Annotated in this window: 30 protein-coding genes; 20 read left to right on the forward strand and 10 right to left on the reverse strand. The window is 76.7% G+C overall.

The genetic code is table 11. The features are described 5' to 3' along the window. Positions 1-19 precede the first annotated feature (19 nt). Genes ACI8AK_RS00950 through ACI8AK_RS00965 form a run of 4 tightly spaced genes read left to right on the forward strand, consistent with a single transcriptional unit; the run spans position 20 to position 4,210 of the window. Positions 20-412, forward strand: a complete 393-nt coding sequence (locus tag ACI8AK_RS00950) for a holo-ACP synthase (RefSeq protein WP_456954865.1) — start codon at positions 20-22, stop codon at positions 410-412. Next, positions 409-1,863: an NAD(P)H-hydrate dehydratase gene (locus tag ACI8AK_RS00955; RefSeq protein WP_456901386.1), complete on the forward strand. Its 1,455-nt coding sequence runs from the start codon at positions 409-411 to the stop codon at positions 1,861-1,863. Before ACI8AK_RS00950 ends, ACI8AK_RS00955 begins: the two co-directional genes overlap by 4 nt. Beyond that, entirely contained in the window at positions 1,860-2,990 is a 1,131-nt protein-coding gene (gene alr, locus ACI8AK_RS00960; RefSeq protein WP_456901385.1) for an alanine racemase, read from the forward strand. Before ACI8AK_RS00955 ends, alr begins: the two co-directional genes overlap by 4 nt. Continuing rightward, on the forward strand, positions 2,990-4,210 hold the full coding sequence (locus tag ACI8AK_RS00965) for an alpha/beta fold hydrolase (protein ID WP_456901384.1): 1,221 nt from the start codon (positions 2,990-2,992) through the stop codon (positions 4,208-4,210). The genes alr and ACI8AK_RS00965 overlap by 1 nt, the downstream gene beginning before the upstream one ends. A gap of 4 nt (positions 4,211-4,214) precedes the next feature. Here ACI8AK_RS00965 and ACI8AK_RS00970 read toward each other — a convergent pair whose 3' ends face one another. Then, positions 4,215-5,024: a TIGR04222 domain-containing membrane protein gene (locus tag ACI8AK_RS00970; protein WP_387987675.1), complete on the reverse strand. Its 810-nt coding sequence runs from the start codon at positions 5,022-5,024 to the stop codon at positions 4,215-4,217. Here ACI8AK_RS00970 and ACI8AK_RS00975 point away from each other — a divergent pair. From ACI8AK_RS00975 to tsaD, 7 genes are all read left to right on the forward strand, one after another. After that, positions 4,914-5,513 carry a uracil-DNA glycosylase gene (locus ACI8AK_RS00975; protein ID WP_387987673.1) on the forward strand — a complete coding sequence of 200 codons (600 nt, stop codon included), beginning with the start codon at positions 4,914-4,916 and terminating at the stop codon, positions 5,511-5,513. The genes ACI8AK_RS00970 and ACI8AK_RS00975 overlap by 111 nt on opposite strands. Then, positions 5,510-5,959, forward strand: a complete 450-nt coding sequence (gene tsaE, locus ACI8AK_RS00980; RefSeq protein ID WP_456901383.1) for a tRNA (adenosine(37)-N6)-threonylcarbamoyltransferase complex ATPase subunit type 1 TsaE — start codon at positions 5,510-5,512, stop codon at positions 5,957-5,959. The genes ACI8AK_RS00975 and tsaE overlap by 4 nt, the downstream gene beginning before the upstream one ends. A 73-nt stretch (positions 5,960-6,032) precedes the next feature. After that, positions 6,033-6,782 carry a hypothetical protein gene (locus ACI8AK_RS00985; protein ID WP_456954866.1) on the forward strand — a complete coding sequence of 250 codons (750 nt, stop codon included), beginning with the start codon at positions 6,033-6,035 and terminating at the stop codon, positions 6,780-6,782. 241 nt (positions 6,783-7,023) lie between these two features. Next, complete coding sequence (locus ACI8AK_RS00990) at positions 7,024-7,389, forward strand: GNAT family N-acetyltransferase (RefSeq protein ID WP_456954952.1); 366 nt, start codon at positions 7,024-7,026, stop codon at positions 7,387-7,389. An 11-nt stretch (positions 7,390-7,400) separates the two neighbouring features. Then, positions 7,401-8,036: a tRNA (adenosine(37)-N6)-threonylcarbamoyltransferase complex dimerization subunit type 1 TsaB gene (gene tsaB / locus ACI8AK_RS00995; RefSeq protein ID WP_456901381.1), complete on the forward strand. Its 636-nt coding sequence runs from the start codon at positions 7,401-7,403 to the stop codon at positions 8,034-8,036. Positions 8,037-8,109: 73 nt separating this feature from the next. Further along, positions 8,110-8,577 (forward strand): ribosomal protein S18-alanine N-acetyltransferase, encoded by a 468-nt coding sequence (rimI, locus tag ACI8AK_RS01000; protein ID WP_387987665.1) that lies wholly within the window; start codon positions 8,110-8,112, stop codon positions 8,575-8,577. Continuing rightward, a complete protein-coding gene (gene tsaD, locus ACI8AK_RS01005; RefSeq protein WP_456954867.1) occupies positions 8,570-9,607 on the forward strand; it encodes a tRNA (adenosine(37)-N6)-threonylcarbamoyltransferase complex transferase subunit TsaD in 1,038 nt (345 codons plus the stop codon). The genes rimI and tsaD overlap by 8 nt, the downstream gene beginning before the upstream one ends. On the opposite strand, the gene ACI8AK_RS01010 is transcribed toward tsaD, so the two are convergent. Genes ACI8AK_RS01010 through ACI8AK_RS01020 form a run of 3 tightly spaced genes read right to left on the reverse strand, consistent with a single transcriptional unit; the run spans position 9,597 to position 11,571 of the window. After that, positions 9,597-10,082: a Clp protease N-terminal domain-containing protein gene (locus ACI8AK_RS01010; RefSeq protein ID WP_456901380.1), complete on the reverse strand. Its 486-nt coding sequence runs from the start codon at positions 10,080-10,082 to the stop codon at positions 9,597-9,599. The two genes, tsaD and ACI8AK_RS01010, sit on opposite strands and share 11 nt — an antisense overlap. Further along, positions 10,082-10,324, reverse strand: a complete 243-nt coding sequence (locus ACI8AK_RS01015) for an RNA polymerase subunit sigma-70 (protein ID WP_387987661.1) — start codon at positions 10,322-10,324, stop codon at positions 10,082-10,084. Before ACI8AK_RS01015 ends, ACI8AK_RS01010 begins: the two co-directional genes overlap by 1 nt. A gap of 32 nt (positions 10,325-10,356) precedes the next feature. Then, the gene (locus ACI8AK_RS01020) at positions 10,357-11,571 is read right to left on the reverse strand and encodes a THUMP-like domain-containing protein (RefSeq protein ID WP_456954868.1); all 1,215 of its coding nucleotides are present in this window, start codon (positions 11,569-11,571) and stop codon (positions 10,357-10,359) included. 183 nt (positions 11,572-11,754) lie between these two features. On the opposite strand from ACI8AK_RS01020, the gene groES reads away from it, so the two are divergent. Together groES and groL are read left to right on the forward strand one after the other, a co-directional pair. Beyond that, positions 11,755-12,063: a co-chaperone GroES gene (gene groES, locus ACI8AK_RS01025; protein WP_110005357.1), complete on the forward strand. Its 309-nt coding sequence runs from the start codon at positions 11,755-11,757 to the stop codon at positions 12,061-12,063. A 105-nt stretch (positions 12,064-12,168) separates the two neighbouring features. Continuing rightward, complete coding sequence (gene groL / locus ACI8AK_RS01030) at positions 12,169-13,812, forward strand: chaperonin GroEL (RefSeq protein ID WP_387987656.1); 1,644 nt, start codon at positions 12,169-12,171, stop codon at positions 13,810-13,812. A 158-nt stretch (positions 13,813-13,970) separates the two neighbouring features. On the opposite strand, the gene ACI8AK_RS01035 is transcribed toward groL, so the two are convergent. After that, complete coding sequence (locus ACI8AK_RS01035; RefSeq protein WP_387987654.1) at positions 13,971-14,270, reverse strand: WhiB family transcriptional regulator; 300 nt, start codon at positions 14,268-14,270, stop codon at positions 13,971-13,973. 244 nt (positions 14,271-14,514) lie between these two features. Here ACI8AK_RS01035 and ACI8AK_RS01040 point away from each other — a divergent pair, with 244 nt between their 5' ends. Then, positions 14,515-15,249, forward strand: coding sequence for a response regulator transcription factor (locus ACI8AK_RS01040; RefSeq protein WP_456901378.1), 735 nt, complete (start codon positions 14,515-14,517; stop codon positions 15,247-15,249). Between the two features lie 64 nt (positions 15,250-15,313). Here ACI8AK_RS01040 and ACI8AK_RS01045 read toward each other — a convergent pair whose 3' ends face one another. Then, entirely contained in the window at positions 15,314-15,706 is a 393-nt protein-coding gene (locus ACI8AK_RS01045; RefSeq protein ID WP_387987652.1) for a DUF5319 family protein, read from the reverse strand. A 210-nt stretch (positions 15,707-15,916) separates the two neighbouring features. On the opposite strand from ACI8AK_RS01045, the gene guaB reads away from it, so the two are divergent. Genes guaB through guaA form a run of 3 tightly spaced genes read left to right on the forward strand, consistent with a single transcriptional unit; the run spans position 15,917 to position 20,135 of the window. Then, positions 15,917-17,434: an IMP dehydrogenase gene (gene guaB, locus ACI8AK_RS01050; RefSeq protein ID WP_387987650.1), complete on the forward strand. Its 1,518-nt coding sequence runs from the start codon at positions 15,917-15,919 to the stop codon at positions 17,432-17,434. Then, positions 17,431-18,573, forward strand: coding sequence for a GuaB3 family IMP dehydrogenase-related protein (locus ACI8AK_RS01055; protein ID WP_387987647.1), 1,143 nt, complete (start codon positions 17,431-17,433; stop codon positions 18,571-18,573). The genes guaB and ACI8AK_RS01055 overlap by 4 nt, the downstream gene beginning before the upstream one ends. Continuing rightward, positions 18,573-20,135 carry a glutamine-hydrolyzing GMP synthase gene (guaA, locus tag ACI8AK_RS01060; RefSeq protein WP_456954869.1) on the forward strand — a complete coding sequence of 521 codons (1,563 nt, stop codon included), beginning with the start codon at positions 18,573-18,575 and terminating at the stop codon, positions 20,133-20,135. The genes ACI8AK_RS01055 and guaA overlap by 1 nt, the downstream gene beginning before the upstream one ends. 3 nt (positions 20,136-20,138) lie before the next feature. On the opposite strand, the gene ACI8AK_RS01065 is transcribed toward guaA, so the two are convergent. Then, a complete protein-coding gene (locus ACI8AK_RS01065) occupies positions 20,139-20,825 on the reverse strand; it encodes a helix-turn-helix transcriptional regulator (protein ID WP_456954870.1) in 687 nt (228 codons plus the stop codon). A 64-nt stretch (positions 20,826-20,889) separates the two neighbouring features. On the opposite strand from ACI8AK_RS01065, the gene ACI8AK_RS01070 reads away from it, so the two are divergent. Beyond that, entirely contained in the window at positions 20,890-21,474 is a 585-nt protein-coding gene (locus tag ACI8AK_RS01070; RefSeq protein WP_387987641.1) for a dienelactone hydrolase family protein, read from the forward strand. 71 nt (positions 21,475-21,545) lie between these two features. Here ACI8AK_RS01070 and ACI8AK_RS01075 read toward each other — a convergent pair whose 3' ends face one another. Beyond that, positions 21,546-21,845 carry a hypothetical protein gene (locus tag ACI8AK_RS01075; protein ID WP_387987640.1) on the reverse strand — a complete coding sequence of 100 codons (300 nt, stop codon included), beginning with the start codon at positions 21,843-21,845 and terminating at the stop codon, positions 21,546-21,548. Then, positions 21,838-22,734, reverse strand: a complete 897-nt coding sequence (locus ACI8AK_RS01080; RefSeq protein WP_387987638.1) for a PspC domain-containing protein — start codon at positions 22,732-22,734, stop codon at positions 21,838-21,840. The genes ACI8AK_RS01075 and ACI8AK_RS01080 overlap by 8 nt, the downstream gene beginning before the upstream one ends. Positions 22,735-22,859: 125 nt before the next feature. Between ACI8AK_RS01080 and ACI8AK_RS01085 the strand changes: the two genes are divergently transcribed. Together ACI8AK_RS01085 and ACI8AK_RS01090 are read left to right on the forward strand one after the other, a co-directional pair. Beyond that, positions 22,860-24,149 carry an ATP-binding protein gene (locus ACI8AK_RS01085; protein WP_387987636.1) on the forward strand — a complete coding sequence of 430 codons (1,290 nt, stop codon included), beginning with the start codon at positions 22,860-22,862 and terminating at the stop codon, positions 24,147-24,149. Further along, positions 24,146-24,805 (forward strand): response regulator, encoded by a 660-nt coding sequence (locus ACI8AK_RS01090; protein WP_387987634.1) that lies wholly within the window; start codon positions 24,146-24,148, stop codon positions 24,803-24,805. The genes ACI8AK_RS01085 and ACI8AK_RS01090 overlap by 4 nt, the downstream gene beginning before the upstream one ends. 9 nt (positions 24,806-24,814) lie before the next feature. Here the strand turns inward: ACI8AK_RS01090 and ACI8AK_RS01095 are convergent, their stop codons facing one another. Next, a complete protein-coding gene (locus ACI8AK_RS01095) occupies positions 24,815-25,549 on the reverse strand; it encodes a PIG-L deacetylase family protein (RefSeq protein WP_387987633.1) in 735 nt (244 codons plus the stop codon). Positions 25,550-25,614: the final 65 nt, after the last annotated feature.

The following is a 25,614-nucleotide window of genomic DNA, read 5'->3' on the forward strand; positions in this document are numbered from 1 at the left end:
CGCACGGCAGACTGGCCCGGTGATCGTCGGGGTCGGGATCGACGTGGTCCCCGTGACCCGTTTCGCCGAGTCGCTGGAGCGCACCCCCGGGCTGCGGGACCGGCTGTTCACCGCGGACGAGCAGACGACGCCGTCCGGCAGCCCCCGCACCGCGGAGTCGCTGGCCGCGCGGTTCGCCGCCAAGGAGGCGGTCGCCAAGTCCCTCGGCGCGCCCGGTTCGCTGCGCTGGCACGACGTCGAGGTCATGGTCGGTGAGCGCGGCCGCCCGCACCTGGAGGTGCGCGGCACGGTGGCGAAGCGGGCCGCGGACCTCGGCATCAGCAGCTGGCACCTCTCGCTCAGCCACGACGGCGGCATCGCGTCGGCCGTGGTCGTCGCCGAGGGCGGGGCCGGGCGGGAGGGGGCGCCGTGATCGGGCTGTCCACCGTCGCGGAGGTCCGCGCCGCCGAGGACGTGCTGCTGGCCCGCACCCGCGAGGGCGCGCTCATGCAGCGGGCGGCGACCGGCCTGGCCACCGTCTGCCTGCGGCTGCTCGGCCGGGCGCCCGGCGCGCGGGTCACCGTCCTCGCCGGCGGCGGCAACAACGGCGGCGACGCGCTGTTCGCCGGCGCGCGGCTGGCCGCCCGCGGCGCCCGGGTGACCGCCGTGCTGCTCGCCCCGGACCGCGCCCACCCCGCCGGGCTGGCGGCGCTGCGCCGCGCCGGCGGGCGGGTGACCGGCCCGGACGGGCCCGACGGGCTGGACCGCGCCGACCTCGTCCTCGACGGGATCGTCGGCATCGGCGGCCGCGGCGGGCTGCGGCCGGACGCCGCCCGGCTGGCCGACCGCGCCGCCACCGGGCCGGGCACCACCGTCGCCGTCGACGTGCCGAGCGGTGTGGACGCCGACACCGGCGCGGTCGAGGGCGCCGCGTTCGCCGCCGTCCACACGGTCACCTTCGGCGCGGTGAAGCCCGGGCTCGTCGTCGGCGAGGGCCGCGGGTACGCGGGCACGGTGCACCTGGTCGACATCGGCCTGGGCCCGCACCTGGCCCCGGCGCGGGCGCACCAGCTCACCGACGACGACGTCGCCGCGCACCTGCAGCCGCCCGGCGACGTCGACGACAAGTACTCCCGCGGCGTCGTCGGGATCGTGGCCGGCTCGGCCACCTACCCCGGCGCCGGGGTGCTGTGCACCGGGGCGGCGCTGCGCACCCGGCCGGGGCTGGTCCGCTACGCGGGCACCGCTGCCGAGGGCGTGCGCGCCGCCTGGCCCGAGGCGATCGTCACCGCGGGCCGCCCCGGCGACGCCGGCCGCGTGCAGGCCTGGGTGGTCGGCCCGGGCACGGGCACCGACGACGACGCCCGCAGCGTGCTCGCCGAGGTGCTGGCCACCGACCTGCCGGTGGTGGTCGACGCCGACGCGCTGACGATGGCAGCCCGCGAGCCGGACCTCGTCCGCCGCCGGGCCGCGCCCACCGTGCTCACCCCGCACGACCGCGAGTTCGAGCGCTTCGGCGTCGCGGTCGGCGCCGACCGGGTCGGCAGCGCCCGCCGGCTGGCCGCGGACCTCGGCGCGGTCGTGCTGCTCAAGGGCAGCGCCACCGTCGTCGCGGACCCGGGCGGGACCGCGTTCGTCAACGGCACCGGCACCCCGGAGATGGCCACCGCCGGCACCGGGGACGTGCTCTCGGGGATCCTCGGCGCCCTGCTGGCCACCGGCACCCCGGCCGCGGAGACCGCGGCGGCGGCCGCTCACCTGCACGGCCGCGCCGGTCAGGTCGCCGCCGAGACCGGGCCGCTGGTCGCCGGCGACCTGGTGCGGCGGCTCTCCGAGACGGTGGGCCGGGTGCGCGGCACCGGCCTGCGAGACTCGGGGGTGTGAGCGAACCCCGGGCCGAGGTGGTCGTCGACCTCGACGCGATCGCGGCGAACACCGCCGTGCTGCGCGAGCGGGTCGGCCGGCCGCTGATGGCGGTGGTCAAGGCCGACGGATACGGGCACGGGCTGGTGCCCGCGGCCCGGGCGGTGCTGGCCGGTGGTGCCGACGCGCTCGGCGTCGCCGTGCTCGAGGAGGCGCTGGCGCTGCGTGCCGCGGGGGTGACCGCGCCGCTGCTGGCCTGGCTGCACACCCCCGGCACCGACTTCGCCCCGGCGCTGGAGGCCGACGTCGAGCTGTCGGTGAACGCGGAGTGGGGGCTGGCCGAGGTGGTCGCCGCCGCCCGCGCCACCGGCCGGGCCGCGCGGCTGCACCTGTTCGCCGACACCGGCCTGTCCCGCGAGGGCGCCACGACGGCCGACTGGCCAGGCCTGGTCGCCGCGGCCGCCCGCGCGCAGGCCGACGGCGAGGTCGAGGTCGTGGGGCTGTGGAGCCACATGGCCTACGCCGACGCGCCGACCCACCCGACGATCGGCGCCCAGGTGCGGGTGTTCGACGAGGCCGTGGACCTCGCCCGCGGGGCCGGGCTGGACGGGCGCCGGCACCTGGCCAACTCCGCGGCCACCGTGGCGCTGCCGGACACCTGGTACGACATGGTCCGACCCGGCGTCGCCCTCTACGGCCTGGACCCGCTCGGCGGCGACCCGGCGGTCCACGGCCTGCGGCCCGCGATGACCGTGCGCGCGCGGGTCGCGCTGACCAAGCGGGTGCCCGCGGGCGTCGGGGTCTCCTACGGCCACACCTACTCGCCGGTGACCGAGACCACGCTCGCGCTCGTGCCGGTCGGGTACGCCGACGGGGTGCCGCGGGCGGCGGGCAACCGGGCGCCGGTGCTCGCCGGCGGCGCCCAGCGCACCATCGCCGGGCGGGTGTGCATGGACCAGTTCGTGCTCGACGTCGGCGACGCCGCCGTGGCGCCGGGTGACGAGGTGGTCCTCTGGGGTCCCGGCGACCGGGGCGAGCCCACCGCGCAGCAGTGGGCCGACGCGGTCGACACCATCCACTACGAGCTGGTCACCCGGGTCGGCGGACGGTTCACCCGCCGGCACGTCGGGTCCGCGGGGGCGGTCTGATGGCACGCAGCAGGGGACCGGTGCGGCGCGCGGCCGCCCCGGCGCGGTCCGGTGTCGCCGGGGCGCTGGAGCGGCACCCGGCTGCCGGGGTCGCCGGGGCCGTCGTCGGCCTGGCGGCGGCGACCACCGCCGTCGGCGTGGCCGTCGCCCGGATCGCCACCCGGCGGGTGCGCGCGGAGCGGCTGAGCCCCGCCGGGGCGCTGCCGGAGGGCGCCACCGCCGCCGAGCTGCGGGAGGACGACCCGCTCGGCCCGGCCTCCCGCCGGGCCGACCGCACCGCGCTGGTCCAGGCCGACGACGGCGTGCTGCTGGCGGTGGAGGAGGTCGGCCCGCTCGACGCGCCGCTGACCGTCGTCTTCGTGCACGGCTACACGCTGTCGATGGCGTCGTGGACGTTCCAGCGGCGGTCGCTGGGCGCGCAGCTGGCCACCGCCAACGGGCACCGCCCCGCGGCCCGGCTGGTGTTCTACGACCAGCGCGGCCACGGGGGCTCCACCCGGGGCCCGGCCGAGAACTCGACGATCGAGCAGCTGGCCCGCGACCTCGCCGCCGTCGTCGAGACCCGGGTGCCCGAGGGTCCGGTCGTGCTCGTCGGCCACTCCATGGGCGGCATGACCGTCATGGGCCTGGCCGAACTGCACCCGGAGCTGTTCGGCACCAAGGTCGTCGGCGCGGCCCTGGTGTCGACGTCGAGCGGCAACCTGGCCGACCTCGACTTCGGCCTGCCCGAGTTCCTCACCCGCCTGCGTGCCGCGGTGCTGCCGGTCGCGGCCTGGACGATGCGCCGCCGGCCGGCGTTCGCCGAGCGCACCCGCCGGCTGGCCGCCGACGTCGTCTCCGCGGCCACCTGGTCGCTGTCGTTCTCCTCCACCGACGTCGACCCGCGGCTGGGCCGCTACGTGGACGCGATGATCGGCGGCACGCCGGTCGACGTGATCGCGGAGTTCTACCCGGCGCTGGCCGGCCTCGACGAGACCGGCGCGCTGCAGCCGCTGCGCAGCGTGCCGACGCTGGTGCTCACCGGTGACGCGGACAAGATGATCCCGAAGGCGCACAGCGACACCCTCGTGGAGCTGCTGGGCGGCGAGGGCCCGATGGTCGAGTACGTCGTCGTGCCGGACGCCGGGCACCTGGTCCCGCTGGAGCGGCCCGAGGAGGTCACCCGGGCGCTGTCCGGCCTGCTGCGCCGCGTCGCCGCCGGGGTGCCCGTGCGGGACTGAGCCCTCAGCCGCGGGCGTCGTACAGGCGGCCCATCAGCTCCTCGCGGGTGCGGTGGGCGGCCTCGCAGCCGTCGGCGAAGGTCAGCTCCCACGGCGTCCCGGCGCCGGGCACGACCGGGCGGCGCGGGGGCGCCACCACCGCCGCCCGCAGCGCCGGGTCGGGAAGCCGCTGCACGCCGTCGAGCGCCACCCGCCGCACCGGGTCGCCGTCGCCGGCCCGCGCGTCCCGCAGCAGCCGCCGGCCCGCGGCGGTCGGGCCGAGCAGCCGGCCGAGCAGCCCCTCGTGCCGCAGCCGCCGCACGACCTCGGTCACCCGGTCGTCGCCGAGCGCACGCCAGCGCACGGTCTCCACCGAGCGGCGGCCCCGCGCCCCGACGGCGTCGAGGACCGCGGCCTCGACCGGGTGCCGGCGCCGCGGGGAGACCACCTGCAGCTCGCCCGGGGCGACGGCGCGCACCCGGCCGGTGACCACCAGGGCGACCAGCGCGGTGTCGACCACCCGCTGCGTCCCGCCGGCGAGGCAGGCGACGTCGTACACGTCCGGTTGCGGCGTCATGGCGGCTCCTCCCGGCGCGGGGTCCCGAGCACAGGGTGAGGCTCCCGGGCCGCGGAGGGAAGCCCGGAGGCCCGGCCGCAGCGGCCCCCGTAGGGTCGGCGCGTGGCCGCCTCCCGTCCGCCCCGGTTCGACGCCGAGACCCGGGCGATGGCCGAGGAGGTCGCGCGCACCGCCGCCGCGGCCGCCGGCTGGCCGGAGCTCGCCGCGGCCGCCACCCCCTGCGTCGCCTGCCCCGAGCTGGCCGCCACCCGGCAGCACGTCGTCGTCGGGGACCCGCCGGTGCGCGGCCGGGCCCGGTTCGCGCTGGTCGGGGAGGCGCCCGGCGCCAACGAGGACGAGACCGGCCGGCCCTTCGTCGGGAAGTCGGGGCAGCTGCTGGACCTGCTGCTCGCCGAGGCGGGGCTGGACCGCGCCGAGGCCGCGGTGCTGAACATCGTGAAGTGCCGGCCGCCCGGGAACCGGACGCCGAAGACCTCCGAGGTGGCCCGCTGCAGCGGCTGGCTGCGCCGCCAGCTCGAGCTGCTCGACCCGCCCGTCGTCGTGGCGCTCGGGCTGTCGTCGGCCAAGTGGTTCCTCGGGCCGCGGACCGTGCTCGCCGAGGCCCGCGGCCGCCCGCACGACGTCGGCGGCCGCGCGGTCTGGGCGACCTACCACCCGTCGGCGGCGATCCGGTTCGGCCCGGCCGGGGCGCCGCGGGCGGGGCTGCTCGAGGACCTCACCTCGGTGGCGCGGAGCCTGGCCCCGTGAGGCGCGAGCACGAGCTGCCCACCCCCGAGGACACCCGGGCGCTGGGCGCGGCGCTCGCCGCGGTGGTGCGGCCGGGCGACCTCGTCGTCCTCACCGGCCCGCTGGGGGCGGGCAAGACCGCGCTCACCCAGGGCCTCGGCGCCGCGCTCGGGGTGACCGAGCCGGTCACCTCGCCCACCTTCGTCATCGCCCGCGTGCACCGCGGCGGGCGGCTCCCGCTGGTGCACGTGGACGCCTACCGGCTCGGCAGCGTGGCCGACGTCGACGACCTCGACCTCGACGCCTCCACCGAGGAGTCGGTGACGGTGGTCGAGTGGGGCGCCGGGCTGGTCGAGCGGCTGGCCGACGAGCACCTCGAGGTCCGGCTGGACCGCCGCGACGACGACGTCCGCACCGCGGTGCTGGTCCCGCACGGCCCCGGCTGGGAGGCGCGCCTCGACGGCTGAGGACCCTTCCCGGATCGGGATCGGGCGGATTTCAGTCGCGGCCGCACCCTGCCGATGAGCGGACGTGCTCCCCGTGTCCACGACCTCCGTTCCCTCCGCCGGCCGCGGCGCCTCGACGACCGGCGCGCCCGCCGGGTGCGATCCGGGTGCAGCGGGCCGCCGCCTCCTGCGCCGGGTCACGACCGCCGCCGTCGCCGCCGGGCTCGTCACGCTCACCGCGGGCTGCGCGGACGCCGGTGTCGGCGCCGCCGCGCACGCCGCGACGGTCACCCCGTCCGCGCCGGCGACCGCCCCGCCCACGGTCAACGGCCTCGCCGTGGAGCAGGAGGCCGCCGCTGCCGCCGTCCGTGAGGCGGAGCGCGTCGCCGCCGAGCAGGTGGCCGCCGAGCAGGTGGCCGCCGAGCAGGTGGCCGCCGAGCAGGTCGCCGCCGAGCAGGCGGCCGGCGAGGCCGCAACGGCTGCCTCGCGGCAGACCGCCCCGCCGCAGCCGGCGCGGGGCTCCTCGGGCGCTGCGGCGACGCCCTCCCGCCCGGCGTCGACGCCGGCCCCCGCCCCTGCACCGGCCCCCGCCCCGGCACCGGCCCCCGCTCCTGCTCCCGCGCCGCAGCCGCAAGTCGACTCCTGGGTGAGCCTGACGGGCAAGTCGTGCACCTTCGACGGCAGCACGTACGTCATGGCCTTCACGATCGTCTGGTCCGACGGCCACACCGCGCGGGTCGGCAGGTACACCTCCAGTGGCCCGTACATCGCCAACCTCTACACCGACTACGCGGGTGAGGACCTCTGGACGGTGGTCCCGGAGGACCAGGAGTTCGCCTGCTGACCGGCGACCCCACGCCGACGGGCGGTCCTCGGACCTGCTCCTGCCCGTCCCGCCCCGGGCACCGTGCGGGTGTGGACGGACGTCGCGGGAGCTGTCCGGATCGGTCGCCGTGACGCCGCGGGTCGAGGTGCCGGCGCTGAGCGGCCCGGTGCTCGCGGCCCTCGCCGACGGCGACACCACCCCGGCGCCGGTCCCGCTGCCGCCGGCGTTCGCGGCCCCGGAGTAGGCGCCGGTGTGGCGGATGCGGGCCGCGCAGGTGACCGCCGACCCGTCGGCCGCCGCGTGGGTGACCGGCGTCGTCCGGGACGTCGCCCGCGGCCCGGCCGTCGGCCGCGCCGGCTTCCACGGCCCGCCCGACGCCCGCGGGACGGTGGAGATCGGCTACGCCGTGCTGCCGGAGCACCGGCGCCGCGGCTGCGCGCGGGCGGCCCTGGCCCTGCTGCTGGACCGGGCGCGGCGCGCGCCGGGCGTCGCGGTCGCCCGGGTGTGCACCGCGCCGGGCACCGCGGCGTCGCGGGCGGTCGCGCTCCCGTTCGGCTCCCTCGAGGTGGGGGAGCAGGTCGACGAGGTCGACGGCCCCGAGGTCGTGTACGAGCCGTCGGTCTAACCTGGCGAGCCGTGCTCGTCCTCGCCCTCGACACCGCGACCCCCACCCTCGTCGCCGGGGTCGCCCGCCGCACGGCCGGCGCCGTCGAGGTGCTCGCCGAGCGGGCGGTGCCCTCGGGCAACCGGCACGCCGAGCTGCTCGTCCCCGCCGTCCGCGAGGCGCTGGCCGCGGCCGGGCTGACCCTCGCCGATGTCGGCGCCGTCGTCACGGGCCTCGGCCCCGGGCCCTTCACCGGCCTGCGGGTCGGCGTCGTCACCGCCGCCGCGCTCGCCGACGCCCGCGGCGTCCCCGCGGTCGGGGTCTGCTCGCTGGACGCGGTCGGCTCCGGGCGCCGCACCGTGGTCACCGACGCCCGCCGCAGGGAGGTCTACTGGGCCGCCTACGACGACGCCGGCGCGCGGGTGGACGGTCCCGGCGTCGTCCGTCCCGAGGAGGCCGGCCTCCCCGGCCCGCTGGTCGGCGACCCGCGGTTCGCCGACCGGCTGGGCGCGCCGGTCGAGCCCGCCGAGGTGACCACCGCCGGGCTGCTGCGCGCGGCGGCGCCCCTGCTCGACGACCCGTCGTCGGCCGGGCCGCTGGTGCCGCTCTACCTCCGCCGCCCCGACGCCGTCCCGCCGACGTCGTTCAAGCCGGTGACCACCACGTGAGCGGGCTCGTGAGCTCGCGCGGGGGCGGAGCACCGGCGGTCGCCGGGCCGACGAGCGCCGGCGAGGAGGTCCGGTGAGCGTGCGGCTGCGGCCGATGCGGCTGGCCGACCTCGACGCGGTCCTCGCGCTGGAGGAGGAGCTCTTCGCGCCCGACACCTGGACCCGCGCGATGTACCGCGACGAGCTCGCCCGCACCGACACCCGCCACTACCTGGTCGCCGTCGACACGGACGACGGGGACGAGGGGGCCGTGGTCGGCTACGCCGGGCTCATCGCCTACGACGACGAGGCGCACGTGGCGACCATCGGCGTCGCGCGCGACCGGCAGGGTGAGGGGATCGGGGCGCGGCTGCTCGACGCGCTGCTCGCCGAGGCCGACCGGCGCAGCCCGGTGGTGCTGCTCGAGGTGCGGGCGGACAACGAGCTCGCGCAGGGCCTCTACCGCCGGCGCGGGTTCACCGAGATCGGCCGGCGGCGCGGCTACTACCAGCCGAGCAACACCGACGCGGTCGTGATGAGGAGGGAGAGGCTCCGTGGCTGACGAGCCGCTGGTCATCGGGTTCGAGACCTCCTGCGACGAGACCGGCGTCGGCGTCGTCCGCGGGCACACGCTGCTCGCCGACGCGCTGGCCACCTCGATGGCCGAGCACGAGCGCTTCGGCGGGGTCGTGCCGGAGATCGCCTCGCGGGCGCACCTGGAGGCGATGGTCCCGACGGTGCACCGCGCGCTGGCCGAGGCCGGGGTGTCCGCCGCCGACGTCGACGCCGTCGCCGTCACCGCCGGGCCCGGGCTCACCGGCGCCCTGCTGGTCGGGCTGGCCGCCGCCAAGGCGTACGCGCTCGCGCTGGACAAGCCGCTGTACGGGGTGAACCACCTGGCCGCGCACGTCGCCGTCGACGAGCTGCAGCACGGCCGCCTCGCCGAGCCGTCGCTGGCGCTGCTGGTCTCCGGCGGGCACAGCTCGCTGCTGCTGGTGCCCGACCTCGCCCAGGAGGTGCAGTCGCTGGGCCGCACGATCGACGACGCCGCCGGCGAGGCCTTCGACAAGGTCGCGCGCGTGCTGGGCCTGCCCTTCCCCGGCGGCCCGCCGATCGACCGGGCCGCGCGCGAGGGCGACCCGGCGGCGATCGACTTCCCGCGCGGGCTCACCGGCCCCCGCGACGCGCCCTACGACTTCAGCTTCTCCGGGCTGAAGACCGCCGTCGCCCGGTGGGTCGAGGCCCGGCGGAAGGCGGGGGAGCCGGTGCCGGTGGCCGACGTCGCGGCGTCGTTCCAGGAGGCGGTCGCCGACGTGCTGACCGCCAAGGCGGTGCGGGCCTGCCGCGAGCACGGCGTCGACCACCTGGTGCTGGGCGGGGGAGTGGCGGCCAACTCGCGGCTGCGGGCGCTGGCCGAGGAGCGCTGCGCGACGGCGGGGATCATGCTGCGGGTGCCCAGCCCGCGGCTGTGCACCGACAACGGCGCGATGGTCGCCGCGCTCGGCTCGCGGCTGGTGGCCGCCGGCGTGGAGCCGTCGGCGCCGGAGCTGGGCGCCGACAGCTCGCTGCCGATCGACGTCGTCAGCCGCTGACGGCGCGGGCCGCGTCGCGCAGCCGGGCGCGGTCGACGCCGAGGTCGGCCAGCGCGCGGACCACCGTGCCGCGCTCGAGGTCGCACACCGCGGCGACGACGTGCGCGCCGCGCAGCGGGGAGCGCGCCGCCTTCGCCGCCGCGACCGCCGCCCGGAAGACCTGCTGCGCCTGCGGGGTCGAGCGCATCGGGCCGGTGGCGGGTCCGCGCAGCGCCGGCTCGCCGGTCGCGGCGCCGACCCCGACCGACGCGAGCGCGGCGGCGTGCGCGGCCTCGACGGCCGCGCGCAGCCGCTCGGCGTCGGTCCCGACCCGGGCGAGCGCGGCGGCGGCCGTGCCGTCCGGGAGCGCGGTGGCCGCGAGCAGGAGGTGCTCGGGGCCGGGCGTCGCCTCCCCGCTGCCGCGTGCCTCGGCCTCGGCGCCGGTGAGCAGCGCCTCCACCGTCCGCAGGTCCCGCACCGCGGTGGCGATCCCCATCAGCTCTCTCCTCCTGGTCGGTGCCCGCGCCGCGCGCGGACCTCGGGGGCGAACCTCTTGTGGGCGGCCTGCGCGCTGATGCCGAGCGCCTCGCCGACCTGGGCCCACGTCCAGCCCCGGCCGACCGCCTCGACCACCGCCTCCACCTCGAGCCGGCCCGCGAGCCGGCGCAGGGCGACGACGGCAGCCAGCGCCTCCTCCGGGTCCTCGGGACCCGGCACGTCGACCCGTCCGACCGCCACGCTCGTCAACCTAGGTTGATGAGCGGATCCCGTCAACCCGGGTTGATGGCGCACACCAGGGCCGTGGGTGTGCCGGCGACCCGGGTGACGACGACGGTCGCCGTCCCGCTCCCCGGCCCGCGCAGCTGTCGCGCGAGGGTCTCCGGCTCGATCGCCGAGCCGCGCTTCTTCACCACCACCCGGCCCACGCCCCGGGTCCGCAGCAGCGCCCGCAGCCTCTTGAGGTGGAACGGCAGCACCTCGTCGACGCGGTAGGAGGTGACCCAGGGTGAGTCGGTCGCGGCGTCGGAGGTCAGGTAGGCGATCGTCGGGTCGACCAGCGTGGCGCCCAGCTCCGCGGCCACGAGCGACACGAGGCCCGACCGGATGACGGCGGGGTCGGGCTCGTGCAGCCACCCGCGGACCGGGCCGGTGTCGGCGGTGCCGGGGTCGGCGTCCGCGGTCAGCTCGTGCACCGCGCCGTCCCGGACGACGGTCGCCCGCCGCCACACCTCCGACACCCCGCGGCCCCAGAGCAGCGCCTCGACGACCGACCCGCGCACCGACACCCACTCGGCCTCGACGCCCTCGGGCACCCGGTCGTGGTCGAGCCCGGGCGCCACCTTCACCACCGCCCGCGGCACCCGGTCGAGCAGCGTGGCGACCGTCGACCACGGCGGGGACCAGCGGTCGGGGTCGAGCAGCCGTCGCCCGCCGCCCCGCCGGGCGGGGTCGAGGACGGCGGCGCCGCAGCCGGCCACCTCCCCACCGCGGGCGGCGTCCACCAGGTCGACGACGTCGCCGGCGACCACCCACACGTCGTCGTCCACCCCGAGTGCCGCGGCGTTGGCGGCGGTCAGCTCCCGGGCCACCGGGTCGCGGTCGACGGCGAGCACCCGCGCACCGGCCCGGGCCAGCGCGACCGTGTCGGTCCCGGCCGCGCAGCCGAGGTCGGCGGCGGAGTCGGTGCCGTCGGCGAGCAGCCGGGCGGCGCGGCGGGCGGCCAGCTCTGGACGGCCGGCCTGCTCGAGGGTGTCGGCGGTGAGGAACAGCCGGTCGGCGTCGGCGCCGAACACCGGGCGGGCCCGGGCGCGCAGCCGGGCCAGCTCCCAGGCCGGGCCGGCCAGCTCCGGGCCGACCTCGGCGCGCAGCCGGGCCACGCCCGCGAGCACGTCGGCCCCCTCCGCCAGCAGGGCCGCCGCCCGCGCGGTCGCCGCGGTCCCCTCCGGCGTGCGCAGGAGGGCGACCGGGCCGGCGTCGTCGGGCACGGCGTCCAGCCTCCCGCAGGGCGGCGTCGCCCGACCCGGCGACCCGGTTGAGGGGCTGGCACTCTCGTGGGTAGAGTGCCAACTGACACGGGCAGGCGCCTGATCCCCGCGACGGCAGGCCCGGCCCCCGTGCCACAGCATGAGAGACCACCCGCCGTTCGATCCCGAAGGGGGCGTCACCTCGTGACGACCGCTACCAAGGTCAACATCAAGCCGCTCGAGGACCGCGTCGTCGTCCAGGCCAACGAGGCCGAGACCACCACCGCCTCCGGCCTGGTCATCCCGGACACCGCCAAGGAGAAGCCGCAGGAGGGCACGGTCATCGCCGTGGGCCCCGGCCGCATCGACGACAACGGCAACCGCGTGCCGCTCGACGTCAACGTCGGCGACGTCGTCATCTACTCGAAGTACGGTGGCACCGAGGTCAAGTACGCCGGCGAGGAGTACCTAGTGCTCTCCGCCCGCGACCTGCTCGCCGTCGTGGAGAAGTGACGACACTTCCCCGCTCAGCCTGAAGCGACCGCCCCGGCGACCCGAATGACCGGGTCCCGGGGCGGTCGCCGTCTCACCCCGTAGCGATCTGATCGGAAGGGCCCCATGGCCAAGATCATCAAGTTCAACGAGGACGCCCGCCGCGCGCTCGAGCGCGGCGTGGACAAGCTCGCCGACGCCGTCAAGGTGACCCTCGGCCCGCGCGGGCGCAACGTCGTCCTCGACAAGAAGTTCGGCGCCCCGACCATCACCAACGACGGCGTCACCATCGCCCGCGAGGTCGAGCTCGAGGACCCGTACGAGAACCTCGGCGCCCAGCTGGCCAAGAACGTCGCCACCAAGACCAACGACGTCGCCGGTGACGGCACCACCACCGCGACCGTGCTGGCGCAGGCCCTGGTCAAGGAGGGCATGCGCAACGTCGCCGCCGGCGCCAACCCGATGGGCCTCGGCCGCGGCATGCGCGCCGCCGTCGACGCCGTGTGGGGCGCCCTCGACGAGGTGGCCACCCCGGTCGAGGAGCAGGACGCCATCGCCGGCGTCGCGACCATCTCGGCGCAGGACGCCGAGGTCGGCCGCCTGATCGGCGAGGCCATGGAGAAGGTCGGCAAGGACGGCGTCATCACCGTCGAGGAGAGCAACACCCTCTCCACCGACCTCGACGTCACCGAGGGCGTGCAGTTCGACAAGGGCTACCTCTCGCCCTACTTCGTCACCGACCAGGAGGCGATGGAGGCCGTCCTCGACGACGTCCTCGTGCTGCTGGTCCAGGGCAAGGTCAGCGCGCTGGCCGACCTGCTGCCGCTGCTGGAGAAGGTGCTCGGCAACGGGGCCCGCCCGCTGCTGATCGTCGCCGAGGACGTCGAGGGCGAGGCGCTGTCCACCCTCGTCGTCAACTCGATCCGCAAGACGATCAAGGTCGTCGCGGTCAAGTCGCCCTACTTCGGCGACCGTCGCAAGGCGTTCATGACCGACCTCGCCGTCGTCACCGGCGGCCAGGTGGTCAGCGAGGACGTCGGCCTCAAGCTCGACCAGGTCGGCCTCGAGGTGCTCGGCACCGCCCGCCGCGTCACCGTCACCAAGGACACGACGACGATCGTCGACGGCGGCGGCACGGCCGGCGCGATCTCCGACCGGGTCGCCCAGATCCGCCGCGAGATCGAGGCCACCGACTCCGACTGGGACCGCGAGAAGCTGCAGGAGCGGCTGGCCAAGCTGGCCGGCGGCATCGGCGTCATCCGGGTCGGCGCGGCCACCGAGGTCGAGCTCAAGGAGCGCAAGCACCGCATCGAGGACGCCATCGCCGCCACCAAGGCCGCGGTCGAGGAGGGCGTCGTCCCCGGTGGTGGCTCGGCGCTCGTGCACGCCGCCGCCGCGATCGACGCGCTGGACCTCACCGGTGACGAGCTGACCGGCGCCCGTGCCGTGAAGCGCGCCCTGGAGGCCCCGCTGGCCCGCATCGCCGACAACGCCGGCTTCGAGGGCCGCGTCGTCGTCAGCAAGGTCCGCGACCTCGGCGTGGGCCAGGGCTTCAACGCCGCCACCGGCGAGTACGGCGACCTGGCCGCCCAGGGCGTCATCGACCCGGTCAAGGTCACCAAGGCCGCGCTGGGCAACGCCGCGTCGATCGCCGCGATGGTGCTCACCACCGACTCCGCCGTCGTCGAGGCGCCGGAGGAGGAGGACGAGCACGCGGGGGCCGGGCACCACACCCACGGCCACTCGCACGGCCACGGCCACAGCCACTGAACGGTGCGGGCCCCGGGCGACGTCCCGGGGCCCGCACAGCACGAGAGGGCCGGTCCAGCGTCTGCTGGACCGGCCCTCTCGTTCGCGAGTGCCGGGTGCGGCCCCCTGCAGGGTCCCGCCGCGAGCCTGCGAGTGGTGGGGAGGAGGGGGTCCTCCCTCTAGACCCCCGCGGCGACGGCGGCGGGCTCCGCGGCGATCAGCCGGGCCCGCTCCTCCTCGCTCATGCCGCCCCAGACGCCGTAGGGCTCACGGACGCTCAGGGCGTGCTTGAGGCAGGCCTCGACGACGGGGCACTTCGCGCACACGGCCTTGGCCGCGGCCTGGCGACGGGCCCGGGCGGGACCGCGCTCGCCGTCGGGGTGGAAGAACAGCGCGGTGCTCTCGCCACGGCAGGCGCCGTGCAACTGCCAGTCCCACACCTCGGCAACGGGCGTCGGGAGACGGCGGATGTCGGCCATGTCGGTCCTCCTCGGCTCGGTGCGAGCCGGAGGGGGCGGTCCGGTCGCACGGGAGCCGGTGCCCGAGGGGTCCCGGGGTCAAACACAGGGGGATCGGACATTTTCCCGGTCCGCGTCTCCCCCCGCAGGGTGATCACGGGTGTCGTGTCCCGTTCCCGCCGGTCATGGTCGTTCCAGGCCGTAGCCGTTCCGGGTCGTGGGGACCCGGGTGCCCTCCACGGCCGGGGGAGACGAGGAGAACCACGTGATCGACGACAGGATGCGCGGTCCGGGCCACGGGGCCACGACCGTGTGGGTGTACGACGAGCGCCGTCGTGTCCGCGACGACGTCGCCGCGCGCCTGGTGGCCCTGCCGTTCGTGGGCCGGGTCGAGGTCGTCGGGGACGCCGCCGCCCTCGTCCAGCGCCTGGCCACCCGCCAGCCCGACGTGCTGCTGGTCGGCACGCAGCGCGCGGTGGACACCGGCCTGACCGTCGCCACGCAGGTCATCCGCACCCACCCCACCGTCCCGGTGCTCGTGCTCGGCGCGCCCGACGACGCCGAGACGGTGCGCGCCGCGGTCGCCGTCGGGGCCCGCGGGTACCTCCGCTGGGACGCCAGCGCCCTGGAGATGGGCCTCGGCCTGTCCCGCGTCGGCCTGCGCGCCGACGGCCGCCCGCCGCAGCCGGCGCCCGCCCCGGTGCCGCTGAACTCCGTCGGCGCCCCCGTGCCGGCCTGGGCGACGCCGCTCAACGGCGCCGGGCCGCGGGTGGTGAGCACCCCCGTCCGCGAGGCCGCGCCGGCGGTCACGCTGTCGATGCGCGAGATGCAGGTGCTCACCGGGATGAGCCAGGGCAAGAGCAACGCCCAGATCGGCCGGGAGCTCTACCTGTCCGAGGACACCATCAAGACCCACGCCCGCCGGCTGTTCCGCAAGCTCGGCGCGAAGGACCGCGCCGAGGCCGTGGCCACCGGCTTCCGCCGCGGCATGATGAGCTGATCCGCACGAGAACGCAGCGAGGGGCCCCTCCGGCATCCGGAGGGGCCCCTCGCTGCGTCCTCGCCTAGTCGTCCCTGGCGTGGCGGCCGGTGCCGCCGGAGCCGGGCTCCTCGCGCTCGGCCATCGCGGCCACCCCGTCGGCGTAGCCGCTGGCGTAGTCCCAGCTGACGTAGTCGTCGGGGTCGGGGTCGAACGGCGGCTCGTGCCGGCCGGTCTGCCCCTCCTCGAGGAGCTGGCGCAGGTTGGCCTGCATCAGCGCCCAGTCGACGTGGTGCTCCTCGTCGCAGTCCGGGCAGTCGACGACGATGCCCTTGATCCCCGTCGGCTCGAGCAGGGTGCGGAACACCTCGAGCTCGGCCAGGTCGTCGAGGACGCCGGCCCGTTCCTCCATCGACAGCGGTGGCGGGTCCGACGGCGAGTCGAAGTCGGGCCCCGGGGCGTCGTCGAAGGGACTCACGGGTGCCTCCTCCCTCGTGCTGGCGGCGCGGGCGTCCCGGCCCGGACGCGCGGGCTCGCCCGTCCGGGGCACCACGGTAGCCGCCCGCGCCGACGGTTCCCACGCCCAGCGCCCGGCGGCGTCCCGGGCGCTGGAGCGCCCGGCCTACGATCGGGAGTGGTTCCCGCGCGCCCGGCCGGGGGCGAAGCCGACGGAGAGGGTGGCGGCACCATGCAGCCCGACGAACGGATCCCCGAGCTGCCGGCGAAGTTCGCCCCGCTCGGCCTGACCTACGACGACGTCCTGCTCATCCCCGGGGAGTCCGACGTCGTCCCCGCCGAGGTCGACACCAGCAGCCGCCTCACCCGGGGCGTCCGGCTGGCCGTGCCGCTGGTCTCCAGCGCGATGGACACCGTCACCGAGGCCCGCATGGCGATCGCCATGGCGCGCGTCGGCGGCGTGGGCGTGCTGCACCGCAACCTCGCCGCCGAGGAGCAGGCGGGCCAGGTCGACCTGGTCAAGCGCTCCGAGGCCGGCATGGTCACCAACCCGGTCACCTGCTCGCCGGACAACACCCTCGCCGAGGTCGACGCCCTGTCGGCCCGCTACCGCATCTCCGGCGCGCCCGTCGTCGACGACGAGGGCGTGCTGGTCGGCATCGTCACCAACCGCGACATGCGCTTCGAGACCGACCAGAACCGGCTCGTGCGCGACGTCATGACGAAGATGCCGCTGGTCACCGCCCCGGTCGGCGTCGACCCCGACACCGCGCTGCGGCTGCTGTCCCAGCACAAGATCGAGAAGCTGCCGATCGTCGACGAGTCCGGCCGGCTGCGCGGCCTGATCACCGTCAAGGACTTCGTCAAGCGCGACCAGTACCCGAACGCCACCAAGGACGCCGACGGCCGGCTCGTCGTCGCCGCGGCGGTCGGCGTGGGCGAGGACGCCTACAAGCGGGCCGGCCTGCTGGTCGACGCCGGGGTCGACGTGGTCGTCGTCGACACCGCGCACGGCCACCAGCGCGCCGTCCTCGACATGGTCGCCCGGGTCCGGCAGGACTTCGGCGGCGACGGCGGCGTCCAGGTGGTCGGCGGGAACGTCGCCACCCGCGCCGGCGCGCAGGCGCTGGTCGACGCCGGCGCGGACGCGGTCAAGGTCGGCGTCGGCCCCGGCTCGATCTGCACCACCCGCGTGGTCGCGGGCGTCGGCGTCCCGCAGATCACCGCCATCTACGAGGCGAGCCTCGCCTGCAGGCCGGCCGGCGTCCCGGTCATCGCCGACGGCGGCCTGCAGTACTCCGGGGACATCGCCAAGGCGCTGGTCGCCGGCGCCGACACCGTCATGATCGGCGGGCTGTTCGCCGGGGTCGAGGAGGCCCCGGGCGAGCTGGTGTTCATGAACGGCAAGCAGTTCAAGACCTACCGCGGCATGGGGTCCCTCGGCGCCATGCAGAAGCGCGGCAACCAGTCCTACAGCCGCGACCGCTACTTCGCCGACGACGTCCTCTCCGACGACAAGCTCGTCCCCGAGGGCATCGAGGGCCAGGTGCCCTACCGCGGGGCGCTGGCGACCGTGGCCCACCAGCTCGTCGGCGGCCTGCGCGCGTCGATGGGCTACGCCGGTGCCGGCACCGTCGCCGACCTGCAGGACCGCGGGCAGCTGACCCGGATCACCTCGGCCGGTCTCGTGGAGAGCCACCCCCACGACATCCAGATGACCGTCGAGGCGCCGAACTACCGGGGGCGGTGACCGTGCCCGCCCGCGACACCGTCGAGATCGGCCTCAACCGCTTCGCCCGCCGCGGCTACGACCTGGACGAGGTCTCGATCGTCCCGTCCCGCCGCACCCGCGACGTCGACGACGTCTCCACGGCCTGGCAGATCGACGCCTTCCGGTTCGACATCCCGCTGGTCACCAGCCCGAGCGACGCCGTCGTCAGCCCGGCGACGGCGATCGCCGTCGGCCGGGCCGGCGGCCTCGGCGTGCTCAACGCCGAGGGGCTGTGGACCCGCTACGACGACCCGCTGCCGGTCTACCGGCAGCTGCGCGAGGCGGGTGCGGAGGCGCCGCCGCCGGTGTCGCTGCTGCAGCAGGTCTACTGCGAGCCGGTCAAGCCGGACCTGATCACCGCCCGGATCAAGGAGATGCGCGACGCCGGCGTGACGACGGCGGTGCGCGTCTCGCCGCAGCACACCGAGCAGCTCGCGCCCGCGGTGCTCGCCGCCGGCGTCGACCTGCTGGTCATCCAGGGCACGATCGTCTCCGCCGAGCACGTGACCACCCAGGGCGCGGCGCTCAACCTCAAGTCGTTCATCGCCGACCTCGACGTCCCGGTGATCGTCGGCGGCGCGGCGAACTACCAGACGGCGCTGCACCTCATGCGCACCGGCGCGGCCGGGGTGGTCGTCGGCGTCGGCGCCGACAGCTTCTCCACCGGCGACGCCGTCATGGGCATCCGGGTGCCGCTGGCCAGCGCGATCGCCGACGCCGCGGCCGCCCGCCGCGACTACCTCGACGAGACCGGCGGCCGGTACGTGCACGTCATCGCCAACGGCCGGATCGAGACCAGCGGCGCGATCGCGCGGGCGCTGGCCTGCGGCGCGGACGCCGTGCAGGTCGGCGAGCCGCTGCGGGCGGCGAAGGAGGCCCCCGGCGGCGGCGTCTGGTGGGACTCGGTGGCCGCGCACCCGCGGCTGCCGCGCGGCGGCACCTCGGCGCCGATCCCGTCGGCCGGGTCGCTCGAGCAGGTGCTGCTCGGCCCCGCCGAGACCTCCGACGGCCGGACCAACCTGTTCGGCGCGCTGCGCCGCACGATGGCCAAGACCGGCTACCGCGACCTCAAGGAGTTCCAGCGGGTGGACCTGGTGATCGGCGGTCGACCCGACTGATGGACTTCCCCACCGTCCTGGTCGTCGACTTCGGCGCGCAGTACGCCCAGCTCATCGCCCGGCGCATCCGCGAGGCCGGCGTCTACTCCGAGATCGTCCCGTCCTCGGTGCCCGTCGAGGAGATCCTGGAGCGGGAGCCGGCGGCGATCGTGCTCTCCGGCGGGCCCTCCAGCGTCTACGCCGAGGGCGCGCCGCAGGTCGACCCGGCGCTGTTCGAGGGCGGGGTGCCCGCCTTCGGCATCTGCTACGGCTTCCAGGCCATGGCGCAGACGCTCGGCGGCACCGTCGCGCACACCGGCGACCGCGAGTACGGCGGCACCCCGCTGACGGTCACCACGCAGGGCCGGCTGTTCGGCGACCTGCCGGTGGAGCAGTCGGTGTGGATGAGCCACGGCGACGCCGTCAGCGTCCCGCCGCCCGGCTTCACCGTCACCGCCACCTCCACCGGCGCGCCGGTGGCGGCGTTCGAGGACGTCGACCGGCGGCTGGCCGGGGTGCAGTTCCACCCCGAGGTGCGGCACACCGCGCACGGCCAGACGGTGCTCGAGCACTTCCTGTTCGACATCGCCGGGCTCGAGCGCAGCTGGACGATGAGCAACGTCGTCGACGAGCAGGTGGCCGCCATCCGGGCGCAGATCGGTGACCGGCGGGCGCTGTGCGCGCTGTCGGGTGGCGTCGACTCCGCCGTGGCCGCCGCGCTCGTGCAGCGGGCCATCGGCGACCGGCTCACCTGCGTGTACGTCGACCACGGCCTCATGCGGCAGGGCGAGACCGAGCAGATCGAGCGCGACTTCGCCGAGGTCACCGGCGCCGACCTGCGGGTGGTCGACGCCAGCGGGCAGTTCCTCTCCGCGCTGGCCGGCGTCAGCGACCCGGAGGAGAAGCGGAAGATCATCGGCCGCGAGTTCATCCGGGTGTTCGAGCAGGCGGCCACCGACGTCGTCGCCGACGCGCAGGCGCACGGCGAGACCGTCGACTTCCTCGTGCAGGGCACGCTCTACCCCGACGTCGTGGAGTCCGGCGGCGGCACCGGCACGGCCAACATCAAGAGCCACCACAACGTCGGCGGGCTGCCCGAGGACCTGCAGTTCACCCTCGTCGAGCCGCTGCGGACGCTGTTCAAGGACGAGGTGCGCGAGGTGGGCCGGCAGCTCGGCCTGCCCGACCGGCTCGTGCAGCGCCAGCCGTTCCCCGGCCCGGGGCTGGGCATCCGCATCGTCGGCGAGGTGACCCGGGACCGGCTCGACGTGCTGCGGCGGGCCGACGCGATCGCCCGCGAGGAGCTCAGCGCGGCGAAGCTGGACTCCGAGATCTGGCAGTGCCCGGTGGTGCTGCTGGCCGACGTCCGCTCGGTCGGCGTCCAGGGCGACGGGCGCACGTACGGCCACCCGGTGGTGCTGCGCCCGGTGTCCAGCGAGGACGCCATGACCGCCGACTGGACCCGGCTGCCCTACGACGTGCTCGCCCGGATCTCCACCCGCATCACCAACGAGGTGTCCGAGGTCAACCGCGTCGTCCTCGACGTGACGAGCAAGCCGCCGGGCACCATCGAGTGGGAGTGACGGTCACCTGACGGAGTGCGCGTCGGGTGGGGGAGTGCCGTAGACGGCGGCGTCCCGCTCGGGGGCGGGTTCGGTGGTCAAGGCGGCGGCCTCGATGCGGTCCCAGCGGAACCAGCGCGGCGCATCCCGCTCCCGGCACCAGCCCACGAGGTACCAGCGGTCGCCGGTGCGGGCCAGCAGGTGCGGCTCCACCCGCCGCCGGGACGCCGTCCCCGCCCGGTCCCGGTAGGTGATCGCGACGACGCGGCGCCGGGCCAGCGCCTCCTCCACCACCGGCGCCGGGTCCGGCCGCCGGGCCGACGGTGCCCGCACCCACACCCGGCCGCCGAGCCGCTCCACCTCCGCCCGGGCCTGCGGACCGAGGACGTCGAGCACCTTCTCCAGCGCCGCGCGGCCGTCCGCGGCGAACGGCGCGTCCGCCGCGCCGGCCAGGGCGATGGCGACCGCCACCGCCTGCGCCGGCGTCAGGTTCACCGGCGGGAGCGTGGCCGCGGCGTCGAGCACGTAGCCGCCGCCGGGACCCGAGGTCGCCCAGATCGGGACGCCGGCCTGCTGCAGCGCGCTCACGTCGCGCTTGACCGTGCGGGTGGACACCTCCAGCCACGCCGCCAGCCGCCGCGCCGTCCGCCCACGCGGCCCGGCACGGCGCAGCTCCTCGGTGAGCGCGTGCAACCGGTCGGTGCGGTTCACGGCGCGGATCCTCGCAGGAGTCGGTGACAGGACGGTGTCACCGAGGACCCGCCACCGTGGGTCCGTGACGACCATCGCGCTCTTCCACTCCGTCCTCGGCGTCCGGCCCGGGGTCACCGACGCCGCGGACCGGCTGCGGGCCGCCGGCCACGAGGTCCGCGTCGTCGACCAGTACGACGGGCGGGTCTTCGACGACTACGCCGAGGCCGGCGCGTACGTCGAGTCGGTCGGCTTCCCGGCCCTCATGGCCCGCGCGGTCGACGCCGTCCGGGACCTGCCCGACGGGTTCGTGGCCGCCGGCTTCTCCAACGGCGCGGGGATGGCCGAGCACGTGGCCACACAGCGCCGGTGCGGCGGCGTCCTGCTGGTCTCCGGGGCACTGCCGATGGCGGTCCTCGGGGCGCCGGGCTGGCCGGCCGGGCTGCCCGCGCAGCTGCACCGGACCACGGACGACCCGAAGCGCTCCGCGGAGTGGGACGAGGCGTTCGCCGCGGACGTCGCCGCGGCCGGCGCGCCCCTCGAGGTCTTCCGCTACCCGGGGGAGGGGCACCTGTTCACCGACCCGTCGCTGCCGGCGGAGCACGACCCGGAGGCCACCGCCCTGTTCTGGACCCGGGCGCTGGCCTTCGTCGACCGGGTCACCGGCTGACACGCGCGGACACGGCGAGGGCCCGGGGAGCTCCTCGCTCCCCGGGCCCCCGGAACGGCCGCCCCGTGTCGTCAGCCGCGCCTGCGGCGCGCCCTCCGCAGCTCGCTCACCATCAGCGCCACGCCCACGCCGACCAGCAGCAGCCACAGCAGCCCGCCGTCGGCGAGGAAGCCCAGCGGCACGGTCACCCCGGCGAGGAAGACCAGGGCCAGGACGACGAACGCGACGCCCGGGACCAGCGCGACCAGGTCCACCCGCCGCTTCGGGGCGGGGGCCTCGACCGGGAGGGCGCTGGTGTGCTGCCAGTCGGCGGCCAGCGCGCGCTCCTGCCAGCCGGTGGGGGTGGTGGGGAACTCGCTGTAGTCAGGCACGGGACACCTCCAGGTCGCCGACCCCGTGGTCGATGGTCAGGACGAACTCGGGCCGGCTGTCGCCGCCCGGTGCGCGGAAGTAGCCGTCCTCGTCCTCCTGGTCGAACAGCTCGGCGTCGCCGATGCCGTTCTCGACGTCGACCTGCACGTCGGCGTCGTCGGGGACGGTGACGTCGAGGTCGCCGACGCCGTGCTCGATGCGCACCTCGACCGGCTCGTCGACGTCGTCGACGTCGATGCGGGAGAGGTCGACGTCCATGTCGCCGGCGCCCAGGCTGTAGACGGGGCGCACGTCCTCGACGGTCGCCGGGTGGTAGTCGCGGTCGCCCACGCCGCCGCCGGGCCCGACGCGGTCGTCGGAGTCCCACGCGGGGACGGACGAGGTGAACAGCAGCGCCAGGGTGAGCACGGAGCCCAGCGCGATCAGCCCGCCGCGCGGCGTGCGGCCGCGGGTCAGCGCCGAGACGACCAGTCCGAGGCCGACGACGAGCAGCGCGCCGGCGAGGAAGCCGCGGGGGCCGAGGTCGAGGTCGGTGTAGCGGGTCACCAGGACCATCAGGCCGACGACGATGAGCAGCCCCGCGACGGTCATCCCGGCGACGGGGGAGCGGGGCGCCGGCGGCTCGGCGGGCGCCCCGTCGACGCCGGCCCGGCGCGGGCCGCGCGGCATGAGCAGCCAGAGCAGCGCGTAGACGAGGACGCCGGTGCCGCCGGCGAGCGTCAGGGCGACGAAGCCGACGCGCCACAGCAGCGCGTCGACGCCGCTGTACTCGGCGAGGCCGCCCGCGACGCCGCCGAGCACCTTGTCGGTGCGGCTGCGCCGGAGCGTGGGGCGTGGTGCGGGCGGGGGATCGAAGGGTGGGGCGGGAGGAGGGGAGGCGGCGGTCATGGCACAGAGCGTGCCGAGCGGGCGCCCGCCGCGACATCGGGGAAGGCCCCCATCCGACCCTGGTCCTGCCCGTCCGGGGGCTTCCCGGTACCGGGGGAGGTGCGCGCGGTGCGACGATCGGTGCCGTGACGAGGACGGCGCCCAGCACGGGCGGGCCGCCGGCCGGCGCCCCGCCGGCCGGGCCCGTCGGCGTGCCCACGCAGACCCCGCTGACCACCGGGACCCCGCCGGCTCCCGCGGGCGCCACCGCCGTGGCGACCCGCCCGGCGGAGACCCGGCCGCCGCTCGTGCGCCCGCGGCAGGGCCGGATGCTCGCCGGCGTCGCGGCGGGGACGGCGGCGCACCTGCGCACCGATCCGCTGGTCGTCCGCGCGGCGTTCGTCGCGCTGGCGGTGACCGGCATCGGCGTCATCGCCTACGCGCTGCTGTGGTTCTTCGTGCCGCTGGGCGAGGTCGCCCCCGACACGGCGCCGCGGCCCAGCCGCCGGCAGACCGTCGGCCTGGTCTTCTTCGGCCTCGGCGCGATGGTGCTGGTCACCAACCTGGCGACGTGGGGGAACAACGACCTCATCGCCCCGCTGCTGCTGGTCGGCGGCGGGCTCGCCGTCATCTGGCGGCAGCTGGACACCGACCGCACGCTGACCCGGCCCGGCGTCCGCTGGGTGCTCGCCGGCGGCGCGGCGCTCGCCGCCATCGGCCTGGTCCTGCTGCTCGCGACGACGGGTCAGCTGGCCGCGGCGCGCAACGGCTTCGTGGCCACCCTGGTCATCCTGGTCGGCGTCGTGCTGGCCACCGCGCCGTTCTGGCGGCGGCTGCTGGACTCCCGCGAGTCCGAGCGCACCGCCCGCATCCGCTCCGAGGAACGGGCCGCCGTCGCCGCGCACCTGCACGACTCGGTGCTGCAGACCCTCGCGCTCATCCAGCGGAACTCCGGTGACCAGCAGGCCGTCGCGCGGCTGGCCCGCAGCCAGGAGCGGGAGCTGCGCAGCTGGCTGTACGAGCCGGCGTCCTCGCCCGGCGGCGGCACCTGGTCCGCGCTGGTCTCGGAGATGGTCGCCGAGGTGGAGGGCGACCACGCGCTCACCGTGGACCCGGTCGTCGTCGGCGACGCCCCGGTCGACGACGCGCTCGCGGCGCTGGGCGCGGCCACCCGCGAGGCGCTGCTCAACGCCGCCAAGCACGCCGGCGTGACCTCCGCCGACCTCTACACCGAGGTGGGCGCGCAGTCGGTGTCGGTGTTCGTCCGCGACCGCGGCGCCGGCTTCGACCCGTCCGCCGTCCCGGCCGACCGACGCGGGCTGCGCGACTCGGTGTCCGGCCGGCTCACCCGCCTGGGCGGGACGGCGACGGTGCGCTCGGCGCCCGGCGAGGGCACCGAGGTCGAGCTCGTGCTGCCCCGCGAGGCCGCCGCGTGAGCGTCCCCCGCGTCTTCGTCGTCGACGACCACGCCATGGTCCGCGCCGGCGTGCGCGCCGAGCTCGGCGGCGCCGTCACCGTGGTCGGCGAGGCGTCCGACGTCGACTCCGCCGTCGCCGGCATCCGCGCCACCGTCCCCGACGTCGTGCTGCTCGACGTGCACATGCCCGGCGGCGGGGGCCGCACCGTGCTGGAGACGCTGCGCGCCGAGCTGCCCGACGTGCGCTGGCTGGCGCTGTCGGTGTCCGACGCCGCCGAGGACGTCATCGCGGTCATCCGCGCCGGCGCCCGCGGCTACGTCACCAAGACCATCTCCGGGCCGGACCTGGTGTCGGCGGTGCAGCGGGTGGCCGAGGGCGACGTCGTGTTCAGCCCCCGGCTGGCCGGCTTCGTGCTCGACGCCTTCGCCGCGAGCGCGCCGTCGGCCGCGCCCGCCGAGGACCCGGCGACCGACCCCGGCCTGGACCTGCTCAGCGCCCGCGAGCGCGAGGTCATGCAGCTGCTGGCGCGCGGCTACACCTACCGGGAGATCGGCTCGCGGCTGTTCATCTCGGTGAAGACGGTGGAGTCCCACGCGTCCAACGTGCTGCGCAAGCTGCAGCTGTCCAACCGCAACGAGCTCACCCGGTGGGCGGCGACCAACAGGTTGCTGTGACCCGCGAGGTCACGCCGTGTGGACGACGTGGAAGGCCTCGGCCAGGCGGCCGTCGGGCAGGCCGAAGCGGCGGGCGGTCTGCGCCATCCAGCCCGTGACGAAGGACTCGAGGTCGTGGATGTGGCTGACCTGCGTCACGTGGCTCTTGAGCGCGGCGAACTTGAGCTCGACGACGTCGGTCACGTCGACGGCGTGGTCGGCCCGCGGGCTGGCGCCCAGCCACACCTCCTCCACCGTCCACGCCTCCAGGCCCTCGTCGGCCAGGAGCTCCGGGAAGGCGAACGGGTTGCGGGCGTCGGGGTAGACCGCGCGCAGCGTCGACTCGCCCACGGTCATGTGGTCGGGGTGACTGGCGCCGACCCGCTCGTACCAGCGCTCCGGGGAGCTGGTGAGCACCCGCTGCGGGCGCACCTGCCGGATGACCCGGCTGATGTCCCGGCGCAGGTCGAGCGTCAGCTCCAGCCGGCCGTCCGGGTAGCCGAGGAAGCGCACGTCGGTGACGCCGACGGCGGCGGCCGCGGCGCGCTGCTCCTCCCGCCGCAGCGGGCCCATCCGGTCGCGCGGGGTCTCGTCGAAGCCGCCCGCGTCGCCGTCGGTGACGATGCAGTAGACGACCTCGGTGCCGGCCGCGGTCCAGGTCGCCACGGTGCCCGCGCTGCCGAAGTCGACGTCGTCGGGGTGGGCGAGCACGCACAGGACGCGCTCGACGTGCTCGGCGGGCTTCCGGGGCGGGACGGCGGTCACCGCCGGAGCCTAAGTGACGGGCCTCCTCGCCCCCCACGCCTCGCAGGCTCGGCGCCGGCCCCTGT

The organism is Geodermatophilus sp. SYSU D00867 (assembly GCF_054050315.1).